The sequence below is a fragment of the Streptomyces sp. NPDC004609 genome (assembly GCF_042873655.1).
In the GTDB taxonomy this organism is placed as follows: Bacteria; Actinomycetota; Actinomycetes; order Streptomycetales; family Streptomycetaceae; genus Streptomyces.
Map to the genome: position 1 here is coordinate 99,801 of NZ_JBIALS010000021.1, position 14,720 is coordinate 114,520.

The 14,720-nt window shown below is 73.0% G+C and carries 10 protein-coding genes; 5 read left to right on the forward strand and 5 right to left on the reverse strand.

Translation table 11 applies throughout. The annotated features are described in order from the left end of the window. Positions 1 to 250: 250 nt before the first annotated feature. The 3 genes from ACFYT4_RS21480 to ACFYT4_RS21490 all read right to left on the reverse strand — a co-directional run bounded on the left by ACFYT4_RS21480 (position 251) and on the right by ACFYT4_RS21490 (position 2,138). Entirely contained in the window at positions 251 to 742 is a 492-nt protein-coding gene (locus ACFYT4_RS21480) for a GNAT family N-acetyltransferase (protein WP_389271141.1), read from the reverse strand. A gap of 74 nt (positions 743 to 816) precedes the next feature. After that, positions 817 to 1,197, reverse strand: a complete 381-nt coding sequence (locus tag ACFYT4_RS21485) for a VOC family protein (protein ID WP_389271144.1) — start codon at positions 1,195 to 1,197, stop codon at positions 817 to 819. 548 nt (positions 1,198 to 1,745) lie between these two features. Next, positions 1,746 to 2,138: a DUF4440 domain-containing protein gene (locus ACFYT4_RS21490; protein WP_389271147.1), complete on the reverse strand. Its 393-nt coding sequence runs from the start codon at positions 2,136 to 2,138 to the stop codon at positions 1,746 to 1,748. A gap of 298 nt (positions 2,139 to 2,436) precedes the next feature. Here ACFYT4_RS21490 and ACFYT4_RS21495 point away from each other — a divergent pair, with 298 nt between their 5' ends. Then, on the forward strand, positions 2,437 to 3,882 hold the full coding sequence (locus ACFYT4_RS21495; RefSeq protein ID WP_389271150.1) for a PP2C family protein-serine/threonine phosphatase: 1,446 nt from the start codon (positions 2,437 to 2,439) through the stop codon (positions 3,880 to 3,882). A gap of 205 nt (positions 3,883 to 4,087) precedes the next feature. On the opposite strand, the gene ACFYT4_RS21500 is transcribed toward ACFYT4_RS21495, so the two are convergent. After that, a complete protein-coding gene (locus tag ACFYT4_RS21500; RefSeq protein WP_389271153.1) occupies positions 4,088 to 5,590 on the reverse strand; it encodes a hypothetical protein in 1,503 nt (500 codons plus the stop codon). 230 nt (positions 5,591 to 5,820) lie between these two features. Here ACFYT4_RS21500 and ACFYT4_RS21505 point away from each other — a divergent pair, with 230 nt between their 5' ends. From ACFYT4_RS21505 to ACFYT4_RS21520, 4 genes are all read left to right on the forward strand, one after another. Continuing rightward, positions 5,821 to 6,945 carry an aminoglycoside phosphotransferase family protein gene (locus ACFYT4_RS21505; RefSeq protein WP_389271156.1) on the forward strand — a complete coding sequence of 375 codons (1,125 nt, stop codon included), beginning with the start codon at positions 5,821 to 5,823 and terminating at the stop codon, positions 6,943 to 6,945. A 468-nt stretch (positions 6,946 to 7,413) separates the two neighbouring features. After that, entirely contained in the window at positions 7,414 to 9,252 is a 1,839-nt protein-coding gene (locus ACFYT4_RS21510; RefSeq protein WP_389271159.1) for a SpoIIE family protein phosphatase, read from the forward strand. A 388-nt stretch (positions 9,253 to 9,640) separates the two neighbouring features. Further along, positions 9,641 to 11,587 (forward strand): N-acetylmuramoyl-L-alanine amidase, encoded by a 1,947-nt coding sequence (locus tag ACFYT4_RS21515; protein ID WP_389271162.1) that lies wholly within the window; start codon positions 9,641 to 9,643, stop codon positions 11,585 to 11,587. A 202-nt stretch (positions 11,588 to 11,789) separates the two neighbouring features. Continuing rightward, complete coding sequence (locus ACFYT4_RS21520) at positions 11,790 to 13,970, forward strand: germacradienol/geosmin synthase (RefSeq protein ID WP_389271165.1); 2,181 nt, start codon at positions 11,790 to 11,792, stop codon at positions 13,968 to 13,970. 194 nt (positions 13,971 to 14,164) lie between these two features. Here ACFYT4_RS21520 and ACFYT4_RS21525 read toward each other — a convergent pair whose 3' ends face one another. After that, positions 14,165 to 14,665: a hypothetical protein gene (locus tag ACFYT4_RS21525; RefSeq protein WP_389271168.1), complete on the reverse strand. Its 501-nt coding sequence runs from the start codon at positions 14,663 to 14,665 to the stop codon at positions 14,165 to 14,167. Positions 14,666 to 14,720: the final 55 nt, after the last annotated feature.

Consider the following 14,720-nt stretch of genomic DNA (forward strand, 5'->3'; position numbering starts at 1 on the left):
CGGCGGGCCCGTGCCGGCTCGACCGGACACGGCCTCCTCGGCGGGTGCTCGGCGGGTCGCGGTCCGGTTCAGCAGGTCACGGCGGCCCGGCGGTTCGGACCGTCCGCCGGGCGACGGCCGCCGAACGGGACGGCCGGACGCGGGTCCGTATGACCCGGATCCGCGCCGTACACGGTCGTGAGGTCGGTGCATACGGCGCGATGGCCCGCAGTACGGCTCCGCGCGGACACTCCGCCCGCCCGGCCGGGGGCTATCCGCTGACCGGGAAGAAGAGTTCGGGCCGGTCCCACGCCACGACGGGCGGGTTGGCCAGGACGGTGCCGGTCCGCCGGGCGCCGACGCCGCGGTAGAAGCCCTCGGCGGGCGGGTGCGAGACGACACGTACGGAGGACAGCTCCGCGCGGCGGGCCTCGCCGAGCATATGGGCGACCAGCCGTCGGCCGAGGCCGTGGCCCTGCGCCGAGTCCGCGACGAACAGCAGATCCAGTTCGGGCGGGGTCAGCAGCAGGGCGTAGAAACCGAGCAGGGCTCCGTCCCCGGCGACGGCCATATGGACCTGGTGGGCCTCGATATAGTCGGGACCCACCGTGCACCCGCTGACGATCGAGGCGTACCGGCCCTCGTACGCCCGCGAGCGGCGCACCATGGCGGTGAGCCGCCTGGCGTCACGGGCGGTCGCGCGCACGATCCGTACGCCGTCCCCGGGTGCCACCGGATCGACGTCCGTCATAGGTGAAGACATGCAGAGAGTATTACATGCACCTCATCCGCGCCGAGTGCCCGCCGTCCCGGCGCACCCCCGTTCGCCGGCGGCCCCTACGCGGCGGTGAACAGGCAGAAGGGATGGCCCGCGGGATCGAACATCACCCGGACGTCGTCCTGCGGCTGGACCTCCGCCTCACGCGCGCCGAGGGAGACGGCATGGCGGGCCGCGGACTCCAGGTCTCCGACCCGGATGTCGAGATGGAGCATCTTCTGCTGGGCTCCCGGCTCCTCGGGCCATCGCGGCGGCTCGTACCCCTCCTCACCCTGGACGGCGATCCCGACCCCGCCGCCGGGGTCGCGGAGCAGAACCCAGTCCGGTTCGCGCGCCGTGAACTCCCAGCCGAGCAGCCGCCGGTAGAAGTCGGCGAGAGCATGGGCGTCCCGGCAGTCGAGCACAACAGTGGCGAGAGTGAACCGCGGGGTGCCGGTCACGGTGCCTCCTTCACGGACAGGGGAGGAACACCCCGCCCCCGAGCCGGACGGGACCGCGCTCAGACCGCCGCGCGCCGGGAGCCGAGGGCGTGGACACGACCCTCGGGGAGGGGGAGTTCCCTGCGGGCGTACGAGGTGAGGGTACGGGTCCTCGCGGCGTCGCGGACGATCCGCACGTACGCCCCCGAGGGGTCGCGCAGCAGACCCGGCAGCGCCGCCCCGACCTCGTGGACGAGATGCCCGCCGCCGTGACGGCGCGGTACGGACCGCAGTTCGTGGCGCTCGGTGTCGGGCCGCAGCGGCAGGTCCTCGTCGCCGTTGTGGCCGTCGAGCGGACGCGCCGGGCCGGTCTCGAACTCGGCCCGGAGCTCAACAAGCCGGAGAAGCGGGCCCGTCCGGCGTTCCTCGGCCGCGCCGCCGTGGCGGGCAACCGCGGCCGAACGGGCCGGGCCCCGTGCGCGCCCACGGCGAAGGAGGGCGGGAGTCGCGCGGATCCCGGGGTACGGCTCCCCCGCGGCCGTGGACCCGGACGGGAGTCCCGCACCGGGTCAGGAGGGGCCGGTCGGTGTTCCCTGGTGGAAGTACATACGCCAGCCCTCGGCCGTCTCGCGCCACAGGGAGCTGCGGAGGACCCGGCGGCCACCGCTGTCGGACACATAGGTGACATGGACGAGTCCGGGCGCGGCCAGGGTGCCGGTCAGCCCGGTGACCCATACGGCCGAGGCCCGTTCGCCGCCCCCTCCGTCGCCGTCCCGCCCCTCCGGTGCGAGCGCCTCGTGCACCGAGGTACGGTCCCAGCGCCTGCCCGACGAGCCGCATTCGAAGAACTCGGGGTCGAGCAGCGCGAGGACCGCTCCGGGCTCGGCTCGCACCCGGGGGTCGAGCAGGCGCAGCTCCCCGGCCAGGACGGCCTCGACCGCCTTTTTCGTGTGGTCGTCCATGCTTCCAGGCTCGCCCGACAGACGGGCGGCCGTCCAACGCGTATCCGGTTCGGCTGGGCGGTACGGGTGTCATTGGCACATGCCTCTTCCGCTCAGGCGGTCCGACAGGGTACACAGGTGCTGATCATCACCAGAACACACGCACTAACCGCGCCCATGGCATATGCCTGGGGCACCACCTTGTCGAGTGTTGCCAAATGCCTTACGAGCTGTCGCTGCCTGTGCCAGAGTCGTAACGGTCCATTGCTCGGAGCGCGTTCCAGACCTGGCCGAGGCCACGCCTGTATCGGAGTACGACATGCCGTCCCATCTGTTCGCGGACCGCCCCGTCCCGCAGCCGCCGGAGCGAGGCCCCGACGCGGTCGATACACTGATCACCCGGACCCGCCGGCTGCGCGGCGATGTGGATGCCGTACGCAGAGGCACCCTCGTCGACGAGGACGATCCGCACATCCGCTGGCAGCGCGCTCTGTGTGATCTGGCGGTCCATCAGCTCGACGATCTCGGCGCCCATCTGGACCAGTTGAGGATCGGCCTGCCCGACGGGACGCCCGCCGCGGCAGGCGACGACGCCCTCACCGCGTACGAGGCCGACCACGCGCAGGGCGCCGGATCGCTGCTCAGCCGGGTCGGCAGCGCCGAGTGGAATCTCCTCACCGACGAGGTGAACTGGTCCGAGGAGCTCTACCGGATCATCGGGCGCTCCCCCGGGAGCGGGCCGATGACCCTGGACGAACTGCCCTCCGTGGTACACCCGGACGACCAGGGGCTGCTCACCGTCCTGGTCACCGGCGCACTGGTCGACGGACGCCCCATCGACGGCGAGTTCCGGATCGTCCGGCCCGACGGCCAGGTCCGTACGGTGCACATGACAGGCGAGCCCGTGCTCGACGCGGACGGCTCGACCGCCTCCATGTGGGCGGTGATCCGGGACGTCAGCGCGCTGCGGCGCAGTGAGGCGGCGGTGCGCGACAGCCGTGACTCCCTCCACCGCCAGCAGCACTTCGAGCGCACGGAGCACCGGATCGCGGTCGAGATGCAGGAGGCGGTGCTGCCGCCGTGGCAGGGCTCGCTCAGGTTTCCGCTCGGCGGCCCCGCCGAACTGGATGTCGCCGCGCGCTACTTCCCGTCCGCGAACAGCGCGCTGATCGGCGGCGACTGGTACGACGCGCTGCAACTGTCCTCGGGCGCCTCCCTGCTGAGCGTCGGCGATCTCACCGGGCACGGGGTGACGGCCACCTCCTCGATGGCCATGCTCCTGGGCGCGCTGCGGGGCATGGCCCTGGCGGGGGTGGGGCCCGCCCAGCTGATGGTCCATCTCAACCAGCTGATGGAGACCTCCCCCCAGCCCGCCCTGGGCAGCGCCGTGTGCTGCCGGTTCGATCCGGAGAGCCGCACTCTTTCGTGGGCGCAGGCGGGCCACCCCGCCCCGCTGCTGTTCCGTGACGGGACGGGGCGGATCCTGACCCGGCCCGACGGGGTCCTGCTCGGCGCGACCTCCAGCCCGGAGTACGAGCAGGCCGAGCTGGAACTGCTCCCCGGCGATGTGCTGCTGCTCCACACCGACGGGCTGACCCGCACCGGCGCCGCCGAGGACAGCGACACGGGGCGTCTGCTCGCGCTGGCGCCCCGGCTGGCCGGGGTGCGGGACGCACAGGAGGCCGTCCGCGCGGTCGTGGAGCTGTTCGGCGGCGACGGACGCGAGGACGACGCCTGTGTGATGGTCGCGAAGATCGGTTCCTGAAGGGCCCCGGGGACCTGGCCGGTCCCCGGGTGACCCGCGAGGAAACCCGTCCCCCCGGGCCGGGTTCGCCGCACCGTCGGCGTCCTCCGGGGATCCGGGCTCCTGCCGTGAACCGCGCCCGGGTCCCCGGGCCCGGGGTCATGTCGTCAGAGTCCCGTCCGCCTGGCGTGCCCTCCGGGCGGACGACGCCGCTTCGACGGCACCCCTAGATCTCCGCGCCCCTCGCCCTCTTCGAAGGGCTGTTGGGCAGGGCCAGCCGGATCTCCTCCCGCAGATCCTCGATCTTCTCGTAACCCGCGTACTGTCCCGTCAGCCGGTACATCTCCCGCAGCCTGTCCCAGGTCCGGTGCGACGAGGTCTCCCCCATCGAGACCAGCGCGAGCCGGGCGTAGCGGTCGGCCTCCTCGGGGTCGTCGGCGATGAAGCAGGCCGAGGCCAGCGAGATGTAGTCGAAGATCTTCGAGCGCTGCCGTCCGCCCTCGCGCAGTTCCAGCGCCTTCCTGGCGTGGCGCTGCGCGATGTTCGCGGCCGAGGGATCGTGCTCGGCCAGGGTGCGGTACGCCAGCGCCTCCATGCCGTGGAGATCCGCCTCGTCGAACATCTGCATCCAACTGGGCGGCGGCACATCGCCCTTGTCGGAGACGAACAGGTCCTCCGCCTCACCGAGCGTCCGGCGCATGGCCTGTCCGTGTCCCTTGGACGCCTGCGCCCACGCCTCGATGGTGCAGAGCATGGCCCGGGTGCGCGGCAGGGTCCGTTCGCCCGAACCGGACTTGGCGAGGTTCATCAGATCCAGGGCGTCGTCCGGGCGGCCCAGATGGACCATCTGCCGGGCGGCCCGGGAGAGCGCCTCCCCCGCGCGGGGCCGGTCGCCGCCCTCACGTGCCGCGTGGGCGGCGATGACGAAGTACTTCTGGGCGGTGGGTTCGAGGCCGACGTCGTGCGACATCCAGCCGGCGAGTACGGCGAGGTTGGCGGCGACGCCCCACAGCCGCCGCTGGAGATGGTCGGGGTGACGGTAGGCGAGCATGCCGCCCACCTCGTTGAGCTGCCCCACGACCGCCTTGCGCTGGAGCCCGCCGCCGCGGGCGGCGTCCCAGGCGCGGAACACTTCGACGGAACGCTCCAGCGCCTCGATCTCCTGCGACCCGATGGGGGCGGCCTCGTAACGGTCGTACCCAGCGGGGTCGGCGTGCAGGGGAGTGTCGGCGAAGGGGGTGTCCCGGGCGAGTGCGGGGTCGGTGTGCAGCCAGTCGTGCATGGTGCTGCTGAGTGCGGAGCCTGCGGCGAGCGCGGCGCCCGCGCCCACCAAGCCGCGTCGGTTGAGCATGAGGTCCATTCCCGTGAATTCAGTGAGGACCGCTGCCGTCCGGTCGGGCGGCCAGGGAAGGCCGTCGGGGTTCGCCGCGCTCTCGGCGCCGCGCGCGCCCTTCTGTCTGCCCGATCTCCCGTTCCGTACGAACCCGAGGTCCTCGGTGGTCACGACACGGCCGAGCCGCTCGGTGAACAGAGCCGCCAGCACCCGCGGTACGGGGTCGCGCGGGGTCTCCCCCATGTCGATCCACCGCCGCACCCGTGAGGTGTCGGTCGCCAGCTGCGGATGGCCCATGGCCGCCGCCTGCCGGTTCACGAGCCTCGCGAGTTCACCCTTCGACCATCCGGCCAGGCCGAACAGGTCGCTCAGGCGGGTGTTGGGTCCTCCGGTCACGTCAAGCCCCCAGGTTCTCGGCTGACTTGACAGTAACCCTCTGTCAGCGGCCTGGCGACTATTCGCCAGGGTTCGCCAGGGTTCGCCAGATGGTGTGCCACCCGCGCGCTGGTGTGACGTAGGAACGCGCCACCCCGGCCCGGCAGCCGGTCGCACTCCCCAGGGTGCGGCCGGCCGCCGGGGCGGGGCGCGCACGCAGACTGTCGGCGCACGAAGGGATCTGTCACCCCATGTACACAGCATCGTCCTCCGTGTCCGCCCCGCACCGGCCCCAGCGCTCCGCTGTGACGGCCGGCACCGGACCGTATCTCGACCCCACACATGCCGGTCGATTGCGGCGGCCGGTCGCGGTGGCGGGCCAGCCCCTCAGCGGAAGAATCGACCTGTCCGGCCCCCAGGGCGCGCAGCTGCGGATGGCGGTCGCCTCGGTGCACCGGATCTGCCCGGAGTTCAACCCGGTGCAGGTCCTGCGCCGCAGCGGGCGCTCCGTACTGCTCGTGGGGATGACCGGGCGCACCACGGCGGTCGCCAAGTGCCTGCTGGACCACTCGCCCGTGTGGGTCGAGCGGTTCCGCCACGAAATAGCGGTCTACCGTGCCTTCGTCCGCCACCGTCCGCTGGTCCGTGCCCCGCGGCTGATCGCCGCCGATCCGGACAACTGCGCGCTGGTGGTCGAGCGGATGCCCGGACGCGCGGCGGCACTGACCCGGCACCCGGCCGAGGCCCCGCCCCGAGCCGATGTCAGGGCCGTCGTCGGCGCCATCACCCGGCTGAACTCGTGGCGCCCGCCGGCCGGGCTGTTCGACGCGCCCCTGGACTACGCCTCCCGGATCACGCGCTACCACGAGCTGGGGCTGTTCACCGACCGCGACCTCGGTGATCTGCAGAAGCTGCTGCGCGGACTGGCGTACGCGAGCGGCCGGGGCACCGTGGGGCAGTTCAGCCACGGCGACGCGCTGCTCTCCAACATGCTGCTGTCCCCGACGGGTCCGGTGCTCGTCGACTGGGAGCACGCGGGCTGGTACCTCCCGGGCTACGACCTCGCCACGCTCTGGTCGGTGCTCGGCAACGCCCCGGCGGAGCGGCGGTGGATCAGCCAGCTGGCACAGCGGGAGGGGCCCGCCGCCCGGGACGCGTTCCTGGTGAATCTGATGCTGGTACTGACACGGGAGATCCGGACGTACGAGACGGCCGTGCAGCGGACCATGCGGGAGGCGGCTCCGGTGAGCGGTGCCTCGGGCGGCTCGGCGGGCGGGCTGTCCTCCGGCGAGGAGCAGCGGCTGCTGCTGCGGCGGCTGCACGACGACTGCGCGCTGGCCCGTCGGGCCGTACGGGCGGCGGTCGGCACCCGCTGACCGGTGCTCCGGCCGGCGGGAAGCGACCGGATCCCCGGAAGGGATCAACCGGACCGGCTCCCCACCGCGTACCGCGGCGACCGCGGTACGACAGCGGGACGGGAACAGGGCAGCGGTAGGGCGACGGGGCAGCGCGGCAGCGGACGGGAGCCACGCGGGGCGGGAACCACCGGCGCTCGCGGATCCTGTGCGCGTGCCCCGCCCGGTCCCGCCCCTGTTGGATCGCGCACCCGCACGCGCGCGTGGCCGCCGATCCGCGCATCCGGTGCGCCGGGGTGTCACCGACGTCCCCGGCCGCGGTGACCGCTGCTGCGAAGCCCCCGCGTGGCCCCGGCCCCGCCGGTGGGCGGGCGTCAGTGCCCCGGGAGCCCCGCCCGGCCGCCCGGGCCCGTGAGCGTTCGCGCGGGCGGGAAGCGGAATCTACGCTCGGTTACGACGGACCGACGTGGTGCCCGGGAGGTCGTTCCCGTGAGCTTCCCCCAGCCGGAGCAGCCCGGCGATGTGACGAGCCTCAAGGCGTACATCGAGCACGAGATCGCCGCCCTGCGGGCGGACGTCCGGCGCGCGGCCGAGGTGGCGGACGCCGGGCGGGACCGGTCACCGGCCGCCGCACCCTCGCCCAAGGCGGAGCCCTCCCCCGGCGCCGCGGCACCGCGCGGCAAGCCCCGGGGCCCTCGGGAACCCGACACGCCGTCCCGTCGGCCGGAGCCTCCCCACGTGGCCGACACGCCGTCCTCCCCCGCTCCGGGCCCCGGCCGGCCGCTCGGGGAACTCGCGCCGCTCGCAGACGACGACGGGAGCGGCCGGGAGCCGCGCCTGGACGCCGTACTGCGCGCCGTTCCGGTCTCGGCGGCGCTGCTCACCCCGGTACGGGACACCGGCGGCGCCATCACCGACTTCGTCATCCGGGCGGGCAACCACATCCGGTCCACCGACTGGATCGAACCGGCGGGGCGCCAGGTCGGGGAGCGCCTCCTTCGGGTACGGCCCGGCTACACCACGACCGGGCTGGTGGCGGCGCTGGCCCGCACGGTCGTGACCGGGGAGCCGCTGACGGGGCTGACCGTCGACTACACGGAGGAGCGGCACGGCCGCCTTCTGCGCGCGCCGCTCCTGCACTACGCAGCGCCGTACGGGGACGCGCTGCTCGTCACCTGGCGTCCGGCACACGGGCGCTCCGAGTTCCTCAGCCTGGACGCCCAGTACATCGCCTCGATGGGCTGGGGCCACTGGGACCTGCTCTCCGGTGCGATCACCTGGTCGGAGACCATGCATCGGATCTTCAGTACCGCCGGGGCCATGCCGTGGTCCCTGACCGAGCTGTGCGACACGGTGCTGCCGAACGAGGTGCCCGCCTTCGCGGAGCTGATGACGGCGGTCCTCTCGGGTGAGGAGCCCCCGTGGACGCGGACCCGCTTCCGGGTCCACGGGGAGGTGCGCACCCTGGACCTGCTCGCCAAACCCGTGGTGAGCACCGAGGGCCGCCCCTGGGCCGTGTATCTGGTCGCGCGTGATCTCACCCCCCAGATGCGCAGCCGCCGCAGGCTGGCGCAGACACAGCGGGAGTCGGAACGGCTGCGGCAGGCGGCGGCCGCGGAGCGCCGTATCGCCTCCGTGATGCGGGACGCGCTGCTGCCGAGCCACTCCCGTGAACTCGCCGAGGCGGGTCTGACGGTGGCCGCGGCCTATCTGCCCGCCGAGGCGGAGGCGGCCGTCGGCGGCGACTGGTACAAGTGCCGGCGCCAGGCCGACGGCCGGGTGCTGATCGCCATCGGCGACGCGGTCGGCCACGGTCTGGACGCCGTGGCCAGGATGGCCCAGCAGCGGCACGCGCTCGCCGGGCTCGCCCAGACGGGGGCTTCGGCCGGTGAGCTGACGACCTGGCTGAACGAGCTGGTGTGCGGTGAGCCGAGGGCGGAGACCGCGACCATGATCGTCGGCTATGTCGACGGCGCCGGGGTGCTGAACTGGGCGTGCGCCGGTCATCCGCCCCCTCTGGTGCGGCGCGGCGGCGAGGTGTCGGTGCTCGACACGGACCATCTGGGCCCGATGCTCGGAGCGGTGTCCGGCTATCCGTACGAGACGGCTTCGGTGCCGCTGCGCACCGGGGATCTGGTGCTCCTGTACACGGACGGGGTGGTCGAGCGCCGGGGAGAGGCGATCACCGAGGGCATCGCCCGGCTCGGGCGGGGCCTGGCGGCGACCGCGGGGCTTCCGCCCGAGGAGACCCTCGAACGGATCACGGCCGTGTACACGCGCTCGGCCCACGACGACGACGCGTGCCTGCTCGCCGTCCGGATCGACTGACGGCACCCGGCCACGACGCCGGCCGTGCGCCCGTCTGCTGACGGACAGTCGGATCAGCAGGGCGCTGTCCCGGGGAGAGCGGCACTGGTGACGTGTTCACGCCATCACCGAGTGGCCGAACAGCCGTCACCCGCAAACGGAATTGGACTAGACCAATGACGGTTCGCAGGTCCTGCCCCTTTCCCGCAGCGGAACGCGCCGGGGCGCTTGGTGACGTGCACCACCGGTGCGGCGGAGCATGATTGACGGACCGTCCGGCGACCGGTACCCCTGTAGTCCAGTCCGACCCCACAGGACCGTCGCGCACCATCCGCCCCCGGAGGCCCTCTTGCAAGCATCAGCCCCCACACGACCGCGGGGCGGCCGTGCCCGGCGGGTGCGGACAGGGGTGCTGGTGGCCTCCGCCGCCCTACTGCTGCCCCTTCTGCCCGCGCGCACGGACGCGAGCGCCGCCCCGGCCGGCCGGGGCCTTCTGCAGCGGGACTTCGACCGGGCCGCCGCGGAGTACGGGGTGCCGCGGAGTGTGCTCCTCGGTGTGTCGTACCTCCAGTCCCGGTGGGACACGCACGGCGGCGCGCCGAGCGTCACGGGCGGCTACGGGCCGATGCATCTCACCGACGCGGCGACCGCGCTCGCCGAAGCACCGCGCCCCGCGCCCGGCGCGGAGGTCCCGCACGGCACAGGGGACCGGCGCGGCGACGATTCCCGCGGGGTGCCGCGCACTGCCCCGAGGCTCGCGCCGCCCGGGACGTCCGCCCTCCCGCCGAGGCTGCGGACGCTGGAGCAGGCGGCCCGGATCTCCCGTATCGCCGCCGGAGAACTGCGCGAGCGCCCCGCGGCGAATGTGCGCGGTGGCGCGGCGCTGCTGGCCGACGCCCAGCGGGCACTTCGCCGCCCCGCCACGGACGACCCCGCCGACTGGTACGGCGCGGTGGCGCGCTTCTCCGGCTCCGGCGACCCGGCCACCGCAACGGCGTACGCGGACGAGGTCTTCGCGGTGATCCGCTCCGGCGTCTCCCGCGTCACCGACAGCGGCGTCCGGGTCACCCTCGCGGCCGACCCGGACGCCGTGCCCCGGCAGGCGGACCGGGCGAGCGCCGCGGAACGGACCCGGGGGCCGCGGACGGCGGGCACGCGGAAGACCGAGTGCCCCCGGACGGTGGCGTGCGAGTGGATCCCGGCTCCCTACCAGGAGTTCGGCGACGGCGACTACGGCAACCACGACAAGGCCGACCGGCCCGCGACCCTGCCGGTGCGGTACATCGTCGTCCATGACACCGAGGGCTCCTGGGACACCGCCGTCCGGCTGGTGCAGGACCCGGCGTACGTGTCGTGGCAGTACACCCTGCGCGCGTCGGACGGCCATGTCGCCCAGCACGTCCCGCTCAAGGACGTGGCCTGGCACGCCGGGAACTGGTACGTGAACGCCGGCTCGGTCGGCCTGGAGCACGAGGGCTTCCTGGCGTCGCCCGACGCCTGGTACACCGAGGCGATGTACCGCTCCTCCGCCCGTCTGGTGCGCCATCTGGCGAAACGCTACGGCGTCCCGCTCGACCGCCGGCACATCATCGGGCACGACAATGTGCCCGGCCCGACGACGGGGTCGATCCGGGGGATGCACACCGACCCCGGGCCCTACTGGGACTGGGCCCACTACTTCGAGCTGCTCGGAAAGCCGTTCGTCCCGACCGCCGGCCCGCGCGCCGACGCGGTCACCATCCGCCCCGGCTACGACGGTCACCGCCCCGTGTACACGGGCTGTACGACGGCCGGGGAGCCCTGTGCGCCGCACGGCTCCGGCGCGGTCCGGCTGCACACCGCCCCGGACGAGGACGCGCCGCTGATCCGGGACATCGGTCTGCGGCCGGACGGCACGGACTCCACCACCGGTGTCAACGACACGGGTGCGCGGGCCTCGACGGGCCAGCAGTTCGCGGTGGCCGGGCGCCGTGGCGACTGGACGGCGGTCTGGTACCTGGGCCAGAAGGCGTGGTTCCACAATCCGCGCAATCGGCCGACGGCGGTCGGGGCGCGGGGAGTTCTCCTCACACCGAAGCCGGGCGCGGCGGACATCCCGGTCTACGGGCGGGCCTACCCGGAGGCGGATGCCTATCCGGCGGGCGTGCCGGTGCAGTCGGTGTCCCCGCTCCCGTACCGGATCCCCGCGGGCCAGACGTACGTGGCGGGCGACCGGGTCCCCGGTGAGTATCTGTACGCGCCGGCCTTCGACACCGCCGGCCACCGGGTGGTCCGCGGCCGGGAGCAGTACTACGGGATCCAGTTCGGGCACCGGATCGCCTTCGTGAAGGCGGCGGACGTCCGGGTCGTGGAATAGCCGCACACACGCACGGGGAGCCACGCGTACGGACGGTGCGCGCGGGGGTACGGCCGGCGTGCGCCACTGGTCGAGGGGTCCGGTGGCGCACTGCCCCCGATTCATATGCTTGTGTGACTAATCGATGCCGTGCGTGGTCCGTACGGGCGACGGGTAGAGCCTGGCCGGTAGCTTTCCGACCGACCCGAGAGGCCCCCCGCGCATGGCTCAGCCCTTCGTCCTGCCCGACTTCTACGTGCCGTACCCGGCACGCCTCAACCCGCACATCGAGACCGCACGGGAACACACCCGGGAGTGGGCGCGCGGGATGGGCATGCTGGAGGGATCCGGCATCTGGGAAGAGCACGACCTTGAGGCGCACGACTACGCCGGGCTGTGCTCCTACACCCACCCGGACTGCGACGCGCAGACACTGTCCCTGGTGACCGACTGGTACGTGTGGGTCTTCTTCTTCGACGACCACTTCCTGGAGATCTTCAAGCGCACCCAGGACCGGGAGGGCGGCAAGGCGTATCTGGACCGGCTGCCCCTGTTCATGCCCATGGACCTGGGCCGGGAGGTGCCGGAGCCGACGAACCCGGTCGAGGCGGGGCTGCGGGACCTGTGGGCGCGGACCGTGCCGCACATGGGCCCGGCGTGGCGGGCGCGGTTCGCCGAGTCGACGCGGAATCTGCTCAACGAGTCCCTGTGGGAACTGTCCAACATCAACGAGGGGCGGATCGCCAACCCCGTCGAGTACATCGAGATGCGCCGCAAGGTGGGCGGCGCGCCCTGGTCGGCGCAGCTCGTGGAGTTCGCGGCGGGGGCCGAGCTGCCCGACTCGGTGGCGCTGTCCCGTCCGCTGCGGGTGCTCACGGACGCCTTCGCCGACGGTGTGCATCTGCGCAACGACCTCTTCTCGTACCAGCGCGAGGTCGAGGAAGAGGGCGAACTGAGCAATGGTGTACTGGTGCTGGAGACCTTCCTCGGGTGCTCGACCCAGGAGGCCGCCGAGGCCGTCAACGATCTGCTGACCTCGCGGCTGCAGCAGTTCGAGAACACCGCGCTGACCGAGGTCCCCGCGCTCTGTCTGGAGAAGGGGCTCACCCCGGCGCAGTGCACGGCGGTCGGGCTGTACGCGAAGGGGCTCCAGGACTGGCAGTCCGGCGGCCAGGAGTGGCACATGCGCTCCAGCCGCTATATGAACGAGGGGCTCGACACCGGAGCGCCGTCCGGGGTCCTCGGCACCTCCGCGCTCGACATCGGGAACCTCCTCGGCCGTCCGGCCGCGGCCCGGCTGCGCACCCTCACGCATGTGCCCCACCGCAGAACCGGCCCCTCGCTGCTGCCGGACTTCGACCTCCCGTTCCCGCTGGTGATCAGCCCGCACCACCAGGACGCCCTGGACAGGTCGGTCGCCTGGGCCGGCCGGATGGGTCTGCTGGGTGACATCTGGGACGGTCCGATGCTGCGGGGCTACGACTTCGCGCTCTGCTCGGCCGGTCTGGACCCGGACGCCACTGCCGAGGAACTGGAGCTGAGCGCGGAGTGGCTGACCTGGGGCACGTACGGCGACGACTACTACCCGCTGGTGTTCGGCCGGCCGCGCAATCTGGCCGGAGCGAAGCTCTGCACCGAGCGGCTCAAGGACTGTATGCCGGTCGACGAACCGGCCTCGGCACCCGCCCTCGCGGTGAGCCCGATGGAGCGGGCCCTCGCCGATCTGTGGGTGCGCACCACCGGACCGATGGGGCAGGGCGCCCGGCAGCAGCTGCGCACCTCGATCGACGACATGCTGGAGAGCTGGCTGTGGGAGCTGCACAACCAGGCCCAGCACCGGGTGCCCGACCCGGTCGACTATCTGGAGATGCGGCGGACCACCTTCGGCTCGGACCTCACGATGCTGCTGTCCAAGCTGCGGCACGAGGAGGAGCTGCCGCAGGAGTTGCTGCGGAGCGGCACCGTCGTCAGCCTGGAGCACGCGGCGCAGGACTACGCCTGTCTGCTGAATGACCTCTTCTCCTACCAGAAGGAGATCGAGGTCGAGGGCGAGGTCCACAACAGCGTGCTGGTGGTGGAGAAGTTCTTCGACTGCGACTATCCGTCGGCCGTCGGGATCGTCGACGATCTGATGCGCGGCCGGCTGCGGCAGTTCCTCCATGTCAAGGAGCACGAACTGCCGCTGCTGCGGGAGGACTTCGGTCTGGACGCGGCGGGGACGGCCGCGCTCGACGCCTATGTGCGCGAGATGGAGGACTGGCTCGCGGGGATCCTCAACTGGCACCGCGAGGCGCGCCGCTATCGCGCGGAGGACGTGCACACGGGCGCCGGGACGGCCCGGCTGGGCGGCCCGCAGGGGCTGGGTTCGGCGGCCTCGCGGCTCGCGACCCTCCTGGCGCGCTGAACCGCGACGGCGGAAGGGACGCCGTGCGCCGGGCGGGGCCTGCCGGGCCCGCGCGGCGCGCGGGGTTCACGGCGGTCCGCCCCCGATGTCCGGTACGCGGGTTCCGCGTACCGGGTCCGCGGTCCGGGCAGCTGCCGGTGCGGGGTACGCGGTGTGAGGCGTGCGGTTCGATGTCGTTCCCGGCCGGGGCGGGGTCAGCCCTGCTGGAACAGCTCGGCGGGGAGCGGCTTCAGCAGCGCGTACAGATCGTCGGTGATCGGGCGGTCCCAGCTGGCGATCGTCACCAGCACACCGTCGCTGCGGTCGAACTGGACACAGGAGATCCGGCTCTCGGAGAGCTTGAGCCGGCGCACGATGAGGAGGTTGTCCCCCTGCATCACCGGAATGTCCTCCATGCCGACGACACGGACGGGCTCCTCGTTCTCCAGCGCCAGCAGGAGCTGCGCGACCTCGAACGGGATCTGCCCCTCCTCCAGCTCGCGCGCCGGGGAGCCCTCCGGCAGATTGCCGATGATCATCGCGGGGCCCCGGCCGCCGAAGAGGTCGTACCGCAGGAAAACGCCCTGGCAGGTGCCGTCGGGTGCGGGCAGCAGCCCGGCGCCGAGGTTGCCGGGCCAGTCCCCCGGGTCCATGGCCAGGACGTCGAAGTCCGGGCCCGCGGGTGTGGCGGCGTTGCGACGGCGGAGGAACGACATACCGCCATGGTACGGGTTGGGGCAGCCGTGGCCGACCCGGGGCGAGGGGAAACGC

Excerpts from the sequence above, each read along its gene's own strand:
- ACFYT4_RS21480 (WP_389271141.1), bottom strand. The coding sequence starts at position 742 with ATGTCTTCACCTATGACGGACGTCGATCCGGTGGCACCCGGGGACGGC.
- ACFYT4_RS21495 (WP_389271150.1), top strand. The coding sequence starts at position 2,437 with ATGCCGTCCCATCTGTTCGCGGACCGCCCCGTCCCGCAGCCGCCGGAG.
- ACFYT4_RS21490 (WP_389271147.1), bottom strand. The coding sequence starts at position 2,138 with ATGGACGACCACACGAAAAAGGCGGTCGAGGCCGTCCTGGCCGGGGAG.
- ACFYT4_RS21525 (WP_389271168.1), bottom strand. The coding sequence starts at position 14,665 with ATGTCGTTCCTCCGCCGTCGCAACGCCGCCACACCCGCGGGCCCGGAC.
- ACFYT4_RS21505 (WP_389271156.1), top strand. The coding sequence starts at position 5,821 with ATGTACACAGCATCGTCCTCCGTGTCCGCCCCGCACCGGCCCCAGCGC.
- ACFYT4_RS21520 (WP_389271165.1), top strand. The coding sequence starts at position 11,790 with ATGGCTCAGCCCTTCGTCCTGCCCGACTTCTACGTGCCGTACCCGGCA.